The 13,189-nt window shown below is 71.3% G+C and carries 16 protein-coding genes; 5 read left to right on the top strand and 11 right to left on the bottom strand.

Going from position 1 to position 13,189, the window contains the following annotated elements; genetic code table 11:
* Nucleotides 1-20 precede the first annotated feature (20 nt).
* Both ACVHNB_RS23545 and ACVHNB_RS23550 read right to left on the bottom strand, forming a co-directional pair.
* A complete protein-coding gene (locus ACVHNB_RS23545; protein WP_456225802.1) occupies nt 21-653 on the bottom strand; it encodes an HdeD family acid-resistance protein in 633 nt (210 codons plus the stop codon).
* Nucleotides 654-712: 59 nt separating this feature from the next.
* The gene (locus ACVHNB_RS23550; RefSeq protein WP_456225803.1) at nt 713-3,244 is read right to left on the bottom strand and encodes an ATP-dependent Clp protease ATP-binding subunit; all 2,532 of its coding nucleotides are present in this window, start codon (nt 3,242-3,244) and stop codon (nt 713-715) included.
* Between the two features lie 95 nt (nt 3,245-3,339).
* Between ACVHNB_RS23550 and ACVHNB_RS23555 the strand changes: the two genes are divergently transcribed.
* The gene (locus ACVHNB_RS23555) at nt 3,340-3,717 is read left to right on the top strand and encodes a DUF488 domain-containing protein (RefSeq protein ID WP_428956707.1); all 378 of its coding nucleotides are present in this window, start codon (nt 3,340-3,342) and stop codon (nt 3,715-3,717) included.
* Between the two features lie 6 nt (nt 3,718-3,723).
* Here ACVHNB_RS23555 and ACVHNB_RS23560 read toward each other — a convergent pair whose 3' ends face one another.
* From ACVHNB_RS23560 to ACVHNB_RS23580, 5 genes are all read right to left on the bottom strand, one after another.
* A complete protein-coding gene (locus ACVHNB_RS23560) occupies nt 3,724-4,107 on the bottom strand; it encodes a helix-turn-helix domain-containing protein (RefSeq protein WP_456225804.1) in 384 nt (127 codons plus the stop codon).
* Between the two features lie 104 nt (nt 4,108-4,211).
* Nucleotides 4,212-4,571 (bottom strand): luciferase domain-containing protein, encoded by a 360-nt coding sequence (locus ACVHNB_RS23565; RefSeq protein ID WP_428956705.1) that lies wholly within the window; start codon nt 4,569-4,571, stop codon nt 4,212-4,214.
* A 110-nt stretch (nt 4,572-4,681) separates the two neighbouring features.
* Complete coding sequence (locus ACVHNB_RS23570) at nt 4,682-5,848, bottom strand: acyl-CoA dehydrogenase family protein (protein ID WP_456228935.1); 1,167 nt, start codon at nt 5,846-5,848, stop codon at nt 4,682-4,684.
* Between the two features lie 83 nt (nt 5,849-5,931).
* Entirely contained in the window at nt 5,932-6,573 is a 642-nt protein-coding gene (locus tag ACVHNB_RS23575; protein ID WP_456225805.1) for an HAD family hydrolase, read from the bottom strand.
* Complete coding sequence (locus ACVHNB_RS23580; protein WP_428956702.1) at nt 6,570-7,382, bottom strand: SDR family oxidoreductase; 813 nt, start codon at nt 7,380-7,382, stop codon at nt 6,570-6,572. Before ACVHNB_RS23580 ends, ACVHNB_RS23575 begins: the two co-directional genes overlap by 4 nt.
* 204 nt (nt 7,383-7,586) lie before the next feature.
* Here ACVHNB_RS23580 and ACVHNB_RS23585 point away from each other — a divergent pair, with 204 nt between their 5' ends.
* Nucleotides 7,587-8,237: a TetR/AcrR family transcriptional regulator gene (locus ACVHNB_RS23585; RefSeq protein ID WP_428956701.1), complete on the top strand. Its 651-nt coding sequence runs from the start codon at nt 7,587-7,589 to the stop codon at nt 8,235-8,237.
* Here the strand turns inward: ACVHNB_RS23585 and ACVHNB_RS23590 are convergent.
* Nucleotides 8,213-8,797, bottom strand: coding sequence for a PadR family transcriptional regulator (locus ACVHNB_RS23590; RefSeq protein WP_456225806.1), 585 nt, complete (start codon nt 8,795-8,797; stop codon nt 8,213-8,215). The genes ACVHNB_RS23585 and ACVHNB_RS23590 overlap by 25 nt on opposite strands.
* Nucleotides 8,798-8,875: 78 nt before the next feature.
* On the opposite strand from ACVHNB_RS23590, the gene ACVHNB_RS23595 reads away from it, so the two are divergent.
* Nucleotides 8,876-9,268, top strand: coding sequence for a nuclear transport factor 2 family protein (locus ACVHNB_RS23595; RefSeq protein ID WP_428956699.1), 393 nt, complete (start codon nt 8,876-8,878; stop codon nt 9,266-9,268).
* Between the two features lie 3 nt (nt 9,269-9,271).
* On the opposite strand, the gene ACVHNB_RS23600 is transcribed toward ACVHNB_RS23595, so the two are convergent.
* Nucleotides 9,272-10,192: a LysR family transcriptional regulator gene (locus ACVHNB_RS23600; RefSeq protein WP_456225807.1), complete on the bottom strand. Its 921-nt coding sequence runs from the start codon at nt 10,190-10,192 to the stop codon at nt 9,272-9,274.
* A gap of 110 nt (nt 10,193-10,302) precedes the next feature.
* On the opposite strand from ACVHNB_RS23600, the gene ACVHNB_RS23605 reads away from it, so the two are divergent.
* The gene (locus ACVHNB_RS23605) at nt 10,303-10,998 is read left to right on the top strand and encodes a type 1 glutamine amidotransferase domain-containing protein (protein WP_428956697.1); all 696 of its coding nucleotides are present in this window, start codon (nt 10,303-10,305) and stop codon (nt 10,996-10,998) included.
* Nucleotides 10,999-11,022: 24 nt separating this feature from the next.
* Here the strand turns inward: ACVHNB_RS23605 and ACVHNB_RS23610 are convergent, their stop codons facing one another.
* Nucleotides 11,023-11,436, bottom strand: a complete 414-nt coding sequence (locus ACVHNB_RS23610; protein ID WP_428956696.1) for a Zn-ribbon domain-containing OB-fold protein — start codon at nt 11,434-11,436, stop codon at nt 11,023-11,025.
* A 114-nt stretch (nt 11,437-11,550) separates the two neighbouring features.
* The gene (locus ACVHNB_RS23615) at nt 11,551-12,267 is read right to left on the bottom strand and encodes a TetR family transcriptional regulator (protein ID WP_456225808.1); all 717 of its coding nucleotides are present in this window, start codon (nt 12,265-12,267) and stop codon (nt 11,551-11,553) included.
* Nucleotides 12,268-12,384: 117 nt separating this feature from the next.
* Here ACVHNB_RS23615 and ACVHNB_RS23620 point away from each other — a divergent pair, with 117 nt between their 5' ends.
* A complete protein-coding gene (locus ACVHNB_RS23620) occupies nt 12,385-13,173 on the top strand; it encodes an electron transfer flavoprotein subunit beta/FixA family protein (protein ID WP_428956528.1) in 789 nt (262 codons plus the stop codon).
* Nucleotides 13,174-13,189: the final 16 nt, after the last annotated feature.

The following is a 13,189-nucleotide window of genomic DNA, read 5'->3' on the forward strand; positions in this document are numbered from 1 at the left end:
CATCCACGTCGCACAGGGCCTCAGACGCCGTGCGGCAGCTTCTTCGCGCGGTTGCGCAGCATGAACGCCTCGACGATCTCGACGACGCCCATCGCCACCAGCCAGCAGCCGCCGACGAGGGTGAGGACGGCGACCGACTCGAACGGCGAGACGATGAGCACGATGCCGGCCAGGGCGCTGACGATCCCGAGGAAGACCTGCCAGCCGCGCGCGGGCATCGCGGGGTCGGACGCCGCCGCGGCGGTCTGGGTGATGCCGCGGAACAGCCACCCGATGCCGATCCACAGGGCGAGCAGCAGGATCGACTGCATCGAGCCTCGGAAGCAGAACAGCCCCAGCAGGATCGAGACGGTGCCGCTGATGAACGCCATCACGCGCAGGCCCGTCGTCACATGCGTGCCGAATGCCGTGACCAGCTGGAAGACACCGCTGACCACGAGATAGACGCCGAACAGGACGCCCGCCGCCCACAGCGAGGCGCCCGGCCAGACGAGGACGAGCACCCCGAGGATCAGGGCGGCGACGCCCGCGAGGAGGACCGCCTGCCAGGCCATGTCGGCGAGTCTGCCGAGCGGGCCCTCGGGGCCGCGTGACGGCTCCTCCCGGTCGGCGCTGCGGTGCGTGCTCTGCGGGTCGTACGGTGCTTGGGTCATGTTCGACTCTTCGCACCGGCACCTGGCACCCACCAGCCGGGTGGACCGAACGGGTGACCTCAGGCGGGGGCGGGCTCGGGGTGCCGCACCGACAGGGCCAGGGAGTCGTCCGCGACGTCGACCACGATCGTGTCACCCGGGTCGGCCTCCCCGGAGAGCAGCAACGAGGCGAGCCGGTTGTCGAGTTCGGCCTGGATCGTGCGGCGCAGCGGGCGCGCTCCGAACTCGGGCTGGTGACCGTGGGCGACCAGGAGCTTCTTCGCCGCCTCGGTGACGTCGAGGGTCATGCCCTGGGCGTGGACGCGCCGCCTGCTCTGGTCCAGGAGGTGTTCGACGATCTCGCCGAGGTCGTCCTGGGTGAGCCCGTGGAAGACGATGATGTCGTCGATGCGGTTGAGGAACTCGGGCAGGAAGCGGGCCCGCAGCTCGTCCATCAGCGCGTCCTTCAGCGTCTGGTCGAGCGCCCCGTCCTCTCCCTGGCCGTCGCCGCGGTGGGCGAGGATGCGCTGCGCGCCGATGTTCGAGGTCATGATGACGACGCAGTTGCGGAAGTCGACGGTGCGGCCCTGCGAGTCGGTGAGGCGGCCGTCGTCGAGCACCTGCAGCAGGGTGTTGAACACGTCGGGGTGCGCCTTCTCCACCTCGTCGAACAGCAGCACGCTGTAGGGCCGGCGGCGGACCTTCTCGGTGAGCTGCCCGGCCTCCTCGTGGCCGACGTATCCGGGCGGTGCCCCGACGAGCCGGGAGACGGTGTGCTTCTCCTGGAACTCGCTCATGTCGAAGCGGATCATGCGGTCCTCGTCGCCGAACAGCAGCTCCGCGAGCGCCTTGGCCAGTTCGGTCTTGCCGACGCCGGTGGGGCCGAGGAAGAGGAACGAGCCGACGGGCCGGTTCGGGTCGCCCATCCCGGCGCGGTTGCGACGCACGGCCTGCGCGACGGCGGTCACCGCCTCGTCCTGGCCGACGACCCGCTCGTGCATCGCCTCCTCCAGCTTGAGGAGCTTGTCCTTCTCGGTGGCGGTGAGCTGTGCGACGGGGATGCCGGTACGGCGCGAGACGACGTCGGCGATGTCGTCGGCGGTGACCTCGACGACGCCCTCGCGACGCTCCTCGACCCCGGCCAGCTCGCCCGTCACCTCGGCGATCCGTGCCTTGATCCCGGAGGCCTTCTCGAAGTCCTCGTTGGCGACGGCCTCGTCCTTCTCCCGCTTCAGCTTGGCCAGTTCGTCCTCGCGGCTGACGACCTCGGTGGAGCGGCCGCGACTGCGCAGGCTCACCCGGGCACCGGCCTGGTCCATCACGTCGATGGCCTTGTCGGGCAGGAAGCGGTCGCCGATGTAGCGGTCGGAGAGCTCGGCCGCCGCGGCCAGCGCGCCGTCGCCGAAGCGGACCTGGTGGTGCGCCTCGTACGTGTCGCGCAGGCCTTCCAGGATGAGCACCGTCTCCTCGACGGTCGGCTCGGGGATCATGACGGGCTGGAAGCGGCGCTCCAGCGCCGGGTCCTTCTCGACGTACTTGCGGTACTCGTCGATGGTGGTGGCGCCGACGACATGGAGCTCCCCGCGCGCCAGGGCGGGTTTGAGCATGTTGCCGGCGTCCATGGAGCCCTCGCCGGTGGCGCCCGCGCCGACGACGGTGTGCAGCTCGTCGATGAAGAGGATGACGTCACCGCCCGCCTCCTGGACGTCCTCGATGACCTTCTTGAGGCGTTCCTCGAACTGTCCGCGGTACTGGGCCCCCGCGACCATCGCGGACAGGTCCAGCGAGACGACCCGCTTGCCGTCGAGGATGTCGGGCACCTCGCCCGCCACGATGCGCTGCGCGAGGCCCTCGACGATGGCGGTCTTGCCGACACCGGGCTCGCCGATGAGCACGGGGTTGTTCTTGGAGCGCCGGGAGAGGATCTCGACGGTCTGCTCGATCTCGTCGGCCCGCCCGACCACCGGGTCCAGCTTGCCGGCCTTCGCCTCCTCGGTGAGGTCACGGCCGTACTCGTCGAGGGTGGGGGTGTTGCTGTTCGGCGGACCGCCGGCCGCGGCGGGCACGCCGTCCGCGCGGGCCGCCGTGTCGGTGACGCCGCGCAACCGGTCCGCGTCCGTGCCCTGGGCCCGCAGCAGCCGGGCCGCGCCCGTGTCCGGGCTGTCGAGCAGGGCGCCGAGGATGTGCTCCGGGCCGATGTACGAGACCCCCGCGGCCTGGGAGAGCGCGTGCGCGGCGGTCAGGGTGCGCTTGGCGGCCGGGGTGAGGCCGGGCTGGGCGGACGGTACGGCACTCTCGGCGGGCAGGATCTCCGCGATCGTCCGGGCGAGCGCGTCGGGGTCGGCGCCGGCCTGCGCCAGCAGGCTGCGCGCCGGGTCGACCTGGGTCGCCGCCCACAACAGGTGCTCGGTGTCCAGGTCCGAACTGCCGTCCTCCACCGCCCTGTTGGTGGCGAGTCCGATCAGTTCGCGCGCCGAATCGGTGAGCAGCCGTCCGATCGGTACGCGCTGCACCGCGGGCGGCGCCGACCCCGGGGACATGCCGAAGAAGCGGTTGAGGAGCTCGCCGAAGGGGTCGGGCGATCCGAGGGGCGATCCGAAGGACATCGACATGGCGGGGTCTCCCGGTAGGACGTCACGGCAACACCTCTCACTGAAGCAACACCTCGCCCGCCTCGCAAAGCGTGGGAAAGCAGCACAATGGGCCCATGAACGCAATTCCGCCGTCCGGCCCGTACCCGGTCCGCCGCGTCTACGACCCGCCCGCCCCGTCCGACGGCACACGCCTGCTGGTCGACCGCCTGTGGCCGCGCGGGATCTCCAAGGAACGGGCCGCCGTCGACGAATGGCTGAAGGACATCGCGCCGTCCAAGGAGCTGCGCTCCTGGTACCACGAGGACCGCGCGGGGCGGTACGCGGAGTTCGCCGAGCGCTACGGCGCGGAGCTGGCCGACCCGGTCCGCGCCGGCCTGGTCGGCCATGTCCGCACCCTGGCCCGGCGGGGTCCCGTCACGCTGGTGACGTCGGTGAAGGACGTCGAGCACAGCCACGTACCCGTGCTCGCCCGCCACCTGGAGGGATCCTGAGCCGCGTCAGGCCGCCAGGCAGACCGTGCCGCGCGTCCCGGCGCCGGATGCGCCCGATCCGAGCGCGGTGACCGCGGTGACCGCGGTGACGGGGACCGGCCCGCGCACCTGCGCGGCCCGCGCCAACTCGCCCTGCGCGAGCGACAGTACGTCGACGAGCCCGAGCCCGAGCGCACCGGCCGCGGCGGCGAGCATCTCCGAAGAGGCCTCCTTGCGGCCGCGCTCCACCTCGGAGAGGTAGGGCATGGAGATCCCCGCGACGTCGGCCACGTCCTGCAAGGTCCGTCCCTGCGCCCGGCGCCGACGGCGCAGCACGTCCCCGACGACATGCCGCAACAGCGGCTCCTGAGCGGCGGCGGGACGGGGCCTGCGGGTCTCGTGGTTGGTCATCGGCTCAGCGTACGGCGGGGCGGCCGTGCCGGGACCCGGCTTCGCCCAGGGCGATATCGGCGGGCCGGCCGGTCGCGTGCGCCCTGACCCGAGAAGTGCGGAGCCTACGACGCCCGCGGACGTTCCCAGTCGCACGGCGGGGAGGGGCAGGCGTGCGCGTCGTGCTCCTTGAGCGCGACGCTCACCAGGCTCAGCAGCAACTGCACGTCCGTGTCGCACTCCAGGAGCACGGTGATCCAGGAGGCCCCGGGATGCACACGGATGGCGCTGTTGTGCCGCAGTTGGGGCAGGAGCCGCTGCACCACCGTCGCGGTGAGGTACAGATCGGCGCTGTCGTCGGCGTGGAAATGGACGAGTTCGTGGCCCGCCGCGCCGAAGGCGTGCCCAACCGAGCACCGGGGCGGGCCACTTACCAGGTTCGGCCATGTCCCGAGTTCGGTCATGGCGCGCTGGGCCGCGGTCATGCCTCCATCCTCGCGCACGCTTCACCTGGAGGACCACCCCCAGCAACCCCCGCGTACTTGCACGTTGTTGACGCGGGGGGCCACTGGACGTCACCGGGGCCCGAAGGAGGTCACCGCTCGCCGCGCTCGGCCTCCCGGCGACGCAGCTCGCGGCGGGCGATGGTCCGCTTGTGCACCTCGTCGGGGCCGTCGGCGAGGCGCAGGGTGCGCAGGTGCGCGTACATGCTCGCGAGCGGGAAGTCGTCGCTGACGCCCGCGCCGCCGTGCACCTGGATGGCGCGGTCGACGACCTTCAGGGCGACCTCGGGGGCCGCGACCTTGATGGCGGCGATCTCGGTGCGGGCCTGCTTGTTGCCGACGGTGTCCATCAGGTACGCGGCCTTGAGGGTCAGCAGCCGCGCCATGTCGATCTCGATGCGGGCCTCGGCGATCCAGTCCTGGATGTTGGCGCGGTCGGCGACGGGCGCGCCGAACGTGGTGCGCGCCTGCGCCCGGTCGATCATCAGGTCCAGGGCGCGTTCGGCCATGCCGAGGGAGCGCATGCAGTGGTGGATGCGGCCGGGGCCGAGCCGCGCCTGGCTGATCATGAAGCCGTCGCCCTCGCCGGCGAGCAGGGCCGTGGTGGGGACCCGTACGTTCTCGAAGAGCACCTCGGCGTGGCCCTCGCGGTCCTGGTAGCCGAAGACGGGCAGGCCGCGCAGGACGGTGACGCCGGGGGTGTCGAGCGGCACGACCATCATCGACTGCTGCCGGAAGGCAGGCCCGTCCGGGTCGGTCTTGCCCATGACGATGAGGACCCGGCAGTGCGGGTGGAGGGCGTTCGAGGTCCACCACTTGCGGCCGTTGAGGACGTAGTCGTCGCCGTCGCGCTCCATCCGCATCTGGATGTTGCTCGCGTCCGAACTGGCCACGGCGGGTTCGGTCATGGCGAACGCGGAGGCGATCTCGCCGGCGAGCAGCGGCTTGAGCCACTTCTCCTTGTGTTCGGCGGTGCCGAAGAGCGTGAGGACTTCCATGTTGCCGGTGTCGGGCGCGTTGCAGTTGGTGGCCTCGGGTGCCAGGTGGGCGCTGCGGCCCATGATCTCGGCGAGCGGCGCGTACTCGAGGTTGGTGAGGCCGGGGCCCCATTCGGGGTGCGGGTGGAAGAGGTTCCACAGGCCGCGCTTCCTCGCCTCGGTCTTCAGCTCCTCGATGACCGGCGGGTGGAAGTGCGGGTCGCCGGACTCGGCCATCTGCGCGGCGTACACCGCCTCGGCGGGATAGATGTGCTCGTCCATGAAGGCGAGCAGTTTGTCCTGGTACTCCTTGGCCTTGTCGGACGGCTCGTACACGGGTCCTCCCACGGGTGTCTGATGCGGTATCAGTGGTGATCCAGCGGCGCGAGCAGCCGGGCGAGTCCGGCCGCGGTGGTCGGGGCGTCGCGGTGCACGACACCGGCGATGCCGAGCCGGGCCGCGGCCGTGATGTTCTGTTCGAGGTCGTCGACCATGACGGTCTCCTCAGGCCGCACGCCGAGCTGTTCGCAGGCGATCGCGTACGCGCGCCGCGAGGGTTTGCGCACGCCGATCTCGCCGGACACGGTGCGGGCGTCGAACAGGGCGGGCAGGTCGAACCCCGCGTAGCAGTCGTCACCGAGGGAGTTGGAGAGCATGCCGACCCGGTATCCGTCGGCCCGCACCTTCGCCACGAGGGCGACCATCTCGGCGTCGGGACGCAGCCGCGCCTGCAGCCCGCTCACGAGGCCCGGCCCGTCGTCGACGGCGACCCCGTGGGCCCGCAGCCGCGCCGCGAAGCCGTCCTCGAACTCCCGCTGCCCGATGCGCCCTTCCTCGTGCGCCACGAGCAGCGCGGCGCTCTCCTTGTCCTTCGACAGCAGCCGCAGCAACAGGCCCGGCTCGGCGCCGAGTTCGCGCCCCAGTCCCTCGAAGGCGGCGACGACGCTCGTGGTGAGGACACCGCCGAAGTCGAAGAGGACCGCGCGGCGCGCGGGAGACTCGGTCATCGCACGGCCTCCTGGTAGCGGCGCATGCCACGCAGCCACCGGTCGTAGTCGCTGCCCTTGTGGCGGAAGAAGTCGAGCACCTGCGGATGCGGCAGGACGAGGAACCGTTCGTCACCGACGGCCGCCACCACCCGGTCGGCCACGTCGAGCGGCCGCAGCAGGTCCCCGGAGTCGAGCACGGCGCGGGCGGCGGCGCGTTCGGCGGGGTCGGTGGAACGGGTGCCCGCCATGAGCAGCTCGGTCTCGACGCCCTGCGGGCACAGACAGCTCACCCGCACGCCCCGGTCGCCGTACGTGACCGAGAGCCATTCGGCGAAGGCCACGGCGGCGTGCTTGCTCACGGAGTACGTGGCGGAGCCGATCTGTGTCAGGAGGCCGGCGGCCGAGGCGGTGCTGAAGAAGTAGCCCTGACCGCGCTCCAGCCAGCCGGGGACGAGGAGCCGGGCGGCGCGCACGTGCGCCATGACGTTCACGTCGAGGGCACGGCTCCACTCCTCCTCGCTCGCGTCGAGACCGGCGCCGCCGCCGACCCCGGCGTTGGCGAAGTACAGGTCGACCGGGCCGAACCGCTCCTGCGCCGCGTCGATCAGGGCGCGCAGGTCGTCGGTGTCCGCGGCGTCGGCCGCCCGGCCCGCGACACGCTCCCCGTGCTCCTCGGCCAGCCGCCGCACGGTCGCGTCGAGGCGTGCCGCGTCGAGGTCGGTGAGCTGGACCCCGCGGGCCCCGGCCTCCAGGAGGCGCTGCGCGACGGCGGCTCCGATACCGCCCGCGGCCCCGGTGACCACGGCGACCCTGTCCTTGATCAGCATGCGCATCTCCCCTTCTCGGCACGGCCATCGGCACCGTACTTGAATCCGGGTTCAGGTTCAATGGAGGGCGGGCAGCGGGCTCGAGGCCTGTGGAGCCGGCCGGGATCCCCTTGCGGACCTGGGCTGATAGCATCCACGGCCACCGGCGGGGTACACGGTGCCCCACCTGCCCGCACCTGCTCGAACGACAGTGAATGGACCGACTTGACTGCCCAGGCCCCGGCCGCTGACGGCGGCCAGAAGCAACCGATCACACCCCGCAGCGCCCGGGGCGTCAGGACGCGCAATGCCCTGATCACGGCCGCGCGCGAGGTCTTCGAGCGCGACGGGTACCTCGACGCGCGGATCACCGACATCTCCAAGGCCGCGCACGTCGCCTCGGGGTCGTTCTACACGTACTTCAACAGCAAGGAAGAGATTTTCCAGGCGCTGGTGGAGCAGGTGCAGGAGGAGATGCTCCACCCGCATCTGCGTGAGCGCACCGGGATCACCGATCCGCGGGAGCTCATCGACGCCTCGAACCGCGAGTACCTGCGCGCGTACAAGAAGAACGCGCGGTTGATGGCGTTGTTCGAGCAAGTCGCCCAGGTCGACGAGCAGTTCATGAAGCTGCGCATCGAGCGGGGCAACGCGTTCGCGCGGCGCAACGCCAAGCTGATCCGGTCACTTCAGGAGAGCGGCGCGGCCGACGCGAGCCTGGATCCGCTGGTCACGGCGCACGCCCTGTCGGTGATGGTGAGCCGCATGGCGTACATGGTGTTCGTGCTCGGGCAGCGCATTCCGTACGAGCGCCTGGTGACGACGCTCAACAAGATCTGGGAGAACGGGCTTCAGCTCGCGGAGCCCGAGGCCTGAGCGGCGCGGGCGGCGCGGAGGTCCAGCACGTCCAGGGCGCGCCGCCCCCAGCGCAGGTACTCCTCCTCCAGGGCGATGCCGCCCAGCAGCGTCAGGTAGGGGCCGACCCGCTCCCCCTCCACGAGGAACTCCGCCTCGCCGAGGCCGCCGAGCAGATGCCGGCGCACCCTCTCGTAGCGGGCGAGCTTGCCCTGCGCCCAGGCCATCCGCTCCTCGATGTGCGCGCGCACCGCGTCGAGGTCGCCGACGTCGACGGCCTGCACCTTCACCATGAGTTCGTCGCGCATCGCCATCGGCTTCGGCTGCTTCGCCGTGAACGCGACGAGATCGGCGCGGCCCGCCCCGGACAGCGTGAACATCCGCTTGTTCGGCCTGCGCTCCTGCGGCACGACCCGCGCGTCGATGAGTCCCTCGGCGGCCAGCCGGTCCAGCTCCCGGTAGAGCTGCTGCGGCGTCGCGGCCCAGAAGTTCGACACCGAGACGTCGAAGATCTTCGCCAGGTCGTATCCGGAGGCCTCGCCCTCCAACAGGGCGGCCAGGACCGCGTACTTGAGAGACATATGGACACCTTACAGCTCGGCGATTATTCTCTCTCGCACCTATTCAAATAGTTGTCTATCAAGAACGAGGTGGCGTCCATGCATCCCTTCCGCGCGGCGGTGGAGAAGGGCGATCTGGCGGCGGTCGAGGACTTGCTGGCCGAGGACGTGGTGTTCACCAGCCCGGTCGTGTTCAAGCCGTACCCGGGCAAGGCGATCACCGCGGCGATCCTGCGGGCGGTCGTCCGGGTCTTCGAGGATTTCCGCTACGTACGCGAGATCGAGGGCGCCGACGGGCGTGACCACGCGCTGGTCTTCGAGGCCCGGGTCGGCGACCGGCAGATCACCGGCTGCGACTTCCTGCACTTCGACGAGGACGGCCTGATCGACGACTTCATGGTGATGGTCCGGCCGCTGTCGGCGGCGCAGGCGCTGCAGGAGGCGATGGCCGCGCAGTTCGAGCGGATCTCGCGGGAGGCGGCCGGCGCCTGACCGTCACTCCTGGTGAGCCGACCTCAGGAGGTGGTCCCGCACGAGAGTGACGTGCGGGTTGGTCGACGAGCCGGGGCGCTGGACGAGGAAGGTGGTGTTGATCGGGGCGTCGTCCGGGTCGTGCAGCGGCACCAGCGCGCCGGAGGCCAGCTCGTCCGCGCACAGGTAACGGGGCAGCACGCTGAATCCGGCGCCGCCGGCCACGGCCGCGATCACCCCGCGCAGATCGGGCACGGTCACGGCGGGGGTGCGGGTCAGGCGGCTGCCGAAGACGTGGCGCCAGTAGCGGCGGACGATCGGCAGGTCTTCGGCGTACGCGACGAGCGGCACACCGTGCAGGGCGGCCGGGCCCTCGGTGACGAGGCGCGTTCCGATCCGCTCGGCCCAGGCGGGCGCGGCGACGAGGACGAACTCCTCGTCGGCGAGCGGCGCCGAGGCCAGGGTCCGGCCGCGCGGCCGGACGGTGGCGACGACCAGGTCGTGCCGTCCGGCGCGCAGCGCGTCGAGCAGGTCGTCGGTGAGGCCGAACGCGATCCGCAGCCGTACGCCCTTGTCGACGAGCGGGGCGAGCTTCGGCAGCACGCTGTGCGAGAGGTACTCGGCGGGGCCGGCCAGGTGGACGGGGTCCGCGTCACCCGCGCCGAGCGGACCGCCCGGGCCGCTGACCGCGCCGAGCTCGTCGAGCGGGGACACGACGCGCGCCGCCAGTTCGTCGGCGAACGGGGTCGGGGCGACCCCGCGCGGCAGCCGTGCGAACAGCTCCCGGCCGAGCTGGGTCTCCAGGGCGCGGATCTGCGTGGTGACCGTGGGCTGCGACAGGCCCAGCAGGCGGGCGCCCGCGGTGAAGGAGCCCGACCGGTACACCGCGAGGAACGTGCGCAGCAGGTTCAGGTCGGGCAGCCCATTGGCTTCCCTATCTCTCACATGGCCGAGCCTATTGGATTCCCATGGGTGCGCGGGCCTACGGTCGAGAACGTCGCCGCACTGACGCGCTCTGCACGAAGCGGCGGATCCGCACCCTGGGAGAAGCACTCATGTCGAAGATCCTTTTCGTTCTGACCGGCGCCGACCACTGGACGCTCGCCGACGGCACCCAGCACCCCACCGGCTTCTGGGCCGAGGAGGTCGTCGCCCCCTACCAGGCCTTCAAGGCAGCGGGCCACGAGATCGTCGTCGCCACGCCCGGCGGCGTCGTGCCCCCGGTCGACCACGGGAGCCTCGCGCCCGACTACAACGGCGGCCCCGAGGGTGCCGAGCGGACCGCGAGCGCGCTCGCCGCGATGACCGAGCTGCAGTCCCCCGTCAAGGTCGAGGACGTCGACCTCGACGACTACGCCGCCGTCTTCTACCCCGGCGGGCACGGCCCGATGGAGGACCTCGCCGTGAACGCGGACTCCGGCCGGGTGCTCACCCTGGCGCTGCGCAGCGGCAAGCCGCTCGGCGTGGTCTGCCACGGCCCGGCCGCGCTGCTCGCCGCGACGGGGGCCGACGGCACCAACGCCTTCAAGGGCTATGACGTGGCCGCGTTCACGAATGCCGAGGAGATCCAGGGCGGGCTCGCCGAGCGCGCGAAGTGGCTGCTCCAGGACCGCCTCACCGAGGCGGGGATCAAGGTCGACGTCGGTGAGCCGTGGGTGCCGCACGTGATCGTCGACCGGAACCTGGTCACCGGCCAGAATCCGGCGTCGTCGGCGCCGCTCGCCACGGAGCTGCTCAAGAAGCTGGGCTGACGACCCCGCGGGGCGGCGGCCGGCTCAGCGCAGGCCGTCGTCCCCGGCCGGGTCGCAGAGCTCGAAGACGACTTCCCCGGAGTCGGCGTGGGCGCCCTGCACGCCGCGCGCGCGGCGCACGGTGGCCCCCACCCACACCAGGTGCGGGGCCGTGCCCACGATGCGGCAGGGCACGACGAAGTCCTCGGGGAAGCGCACCAGCGACTCGTTGCGCGCCACCCCGGTGCCGCGGTGGACCACCCGCGACTGCACCACGATGCCCGGTCCCGCGCTGTGCTCCGTCTCCAGGTCGCTCGACGCGCAGACCGGACAGAGCAGCCGCCGGAACGACGCGGTGCCGCACCAGCGGCACCGCTGGTGGGCAAATCCCGTTTCGGTTTCCGTCCTCGGCGTCATGACGCCGATACCGCCCATGGACATCCCGGACACCTCTGACATCGGTCGGCCTCCCCGCGCTCACCCGCTGCGCGCCGGGCTGCGGCCACGGCGCCTCCTTCTCAGCGTATGGCACTCAGTGCCGCGCAGTAAAGACACCGAGTACCTTCGATGTCGTCAGTCGTTCCGCAACGCCGATTCCACCTGCTGGATGACACGCCACATGGGGACGCCCTTGGCGGCGACCATGACGACGACCTCCTCGTCCGCTACGGCCGGGGCGGGCGCCTGCGCCGACCCGCCCCACACCTGCCGTACGAGGCCGAGCGCGCGGTCGACGGCCGTCTCGGCGTCGCCCTCGCCGCCCGAACGCAGCCAGGAACGGAGCCCGTTGTTGTGCGCGGCCACCACGGACGCCGCCACGACCTCGGCGCGCAGCGCACCGTCCGCGGCGCCGCCCCAGCGACGGCGCAGATATCCGGCGAGGGTCCGCTCGTAGCGCCGCACGACGGAGAGTTCGTACGTCCGAAGGCCCGGCACCTCGCGCGTCAGCCGGTAGCGCTGGACGGAGAACTCGGGGTTGGTGGCGTACATCCGCAGCACGAGCTGGGCGGCGTCGCACACCACGTCGACCGCGTCCCGCTCGTCGCTCGCGGCGTCGAGGAACGCGGTCATGTCGGCCAGGCAGCTCTCGTGGTCCGGGAAGACGGCGTCCTCCTTGGACGGGAAGTACCGGAAGAACGAGCGCCGTCCGACCCCGGCCCGGGCCACGATGTCGTCGACGGTCGTCCGCTCGAACCCGCGCTCCAGGAACAACTGGAACGCCGCCTCGGCCAGCACCTCCCGCATGGGTGCCTTCTTCTGTGACCCGTTGGCCTCGCGCGCCTCGCTCATGCCGGGAACGTAACACCGCACGAGCCGTTTTGGCACTACGTACCTTTACAGAGGGAACTGAGTGCCATACGTTGGCTCTCATAGGACTGTGAGGATGCTCTGAGCGAGGGAGCCGGCGTGAGCTTGAGGATCGTTGTCACCGTGAAGTACGTGCCCGACGCCACTGGCGACCGGGGCTTCGCCGATGACCTGACCGTTGACCGTGACGAGGTGGACGGTCTGCTGTCGGAGCTGGACGAGTACGCGGTGGAGCAGGCGCTGCAGATCTCGGAGAATTCCGATGACGATGTGGAGATCACCGTGTTGACGGTGGGTCCCGAGGACGCGAAGGACGCGCTGCGCAAGGCGTTGTCGATGGGTGCGGACAAGGCGATCCATGTCGAGGACGACGATCTGCACGGCACCGACGCGATCGGCACCTCTCTCGTGCTGGCGAAGGCGATCGAGAAGGCCGGTTTCGATCTGGTGGTCTCCGGGATGGCGTCCACGGACGGCACGGCGGGTATTGTGCCGGCGCTGCTGGCCGAGCGGCTGGGGGTGCCGCAGGTGACGTTGTTGTCGGAGGTGGCGGTCGAGGGCGGCACGGTGACGGGCCGCCGGGACGGCGACACCGCCTCGGAGCAGCTCCAGGCCTCGCTGCCGGCCGTCGTGTCGGTCACCGACCAGTCCGGTGAGGCGCGGTACCCCTCGTTCAAGGGGATCATGGCGGCGAAGAAGAAGCCGGTGGAGGCCTGGGACCTGTCGGACCTGGACCTGGAGGCCGGGCAGGTCGGTCTGGAGGGGGCCTGGACCAAGGTCGACGCGGCCACCGAGCGTCCGGCGCGCACCGCGGGCACGATCGTGAAGGACGAGGGTGAGGGCGGCAAGCAGCTGGCCGAGTTCCTCGCCGGCCAGAAGTTCATCTAGGCACCGACTCGTCGAG

It is taken from the genome of Streptomyces sp. YJ-C3 (genome assembly GCF_053891275.1).

Coding starts and splice junctions, on each gene's coding strand:
- ACVHNB_RS23545 (WP_456225802.1), bottom strand. CDS start 653: ATGACCCAAGCACCGTACGACCCGCAGAGCACGCACCGCAGCGCCGAC.
- ACVHNB_RS23550 (WP_456225803.1), bottom strand. CDS start 3,244: ATGTCGATGTCCTTCGGATCGCCCCTCGGATCGCCCGACCCCTTCGGC.
- ACVHNB_RS23555 (WP_428956707.1), top strand. CDS start 3,340: ATGAACGCAATTCCGCCGTCCGGCCCGTACCCGGTCCGCCGCGTCTAC.
- ACVHNB_RS23560 (WP_456225804.1), bottom strand. CDS start 4,107: ATGACCAACCACGAGACCCGCAGGCCCCGTCCCGCCGCCGCTCAGGAG.
- ACVHNB_RS23565 (WP_428956705.1), bottom strand. CDS start 4,571: ATGACCGCGGCCCAGCGCGCCATGACCGAACTCGGGACATGGCCGAAC.
- ACVHNB_RS23570 (WP_456228935.1), bottom strand. CDS start 5,848: ATGGACGAGCACATCTATCCCGCCGAGGCGGTGTACGCCGCGCAGATG.
- ACVHNB_RS23575 (WP_456225805.1), bottom strand. CDS start 6,573: ATGACCGAGTCTCCCGCGCGCCGCGCGGTCCTCTTCGACTTCGGCGGT.
- ACVHNB_RS23580 (WP_428956702.1), bottom strand. CDS start 7,382: ATGCTGATCAAGGACAGGGTCGCCGTGGTCACCGGGGCCGCGGGCGGT.
- ACVHNB_RS23590 (WP_456225806.1), bottom strand. CDS start 8,797: ATGTCTCTCAAGTACGCGGTCCTGGCCGCCCTGTTGGAGGGCGAGGCC.
- ACVHNB_RS23595 (WP_428956699.1), top strand. CDS start 8,876: ATGCATCCCTTCCGCGCGGCGGTGGAGAAGGGCGATCTGGCGGCGGTC.
- ACVHNB_RS23605 (WP_428956697.1), top strand. CDS start 10,303: ATGTCGAAGATCCTTTTCGTTCTGACCGGCGCCGACCACTGGACGCTC.
- ACVHNB_RS23610 (WP_428956696.1), bottom strand. CDS start 11,436: ATGTCAGAGGTGTCCGGGATGTCCATGGGCGGTATCGGCGTCATGACG.
- ACVHNB_RS23615 (WP_456225808.1), bottom strand. CDS start 12,267: ATGAGCGAGGCGCGCGAGGCCAACGGGTCACAGAAGAAGGCACCCATG.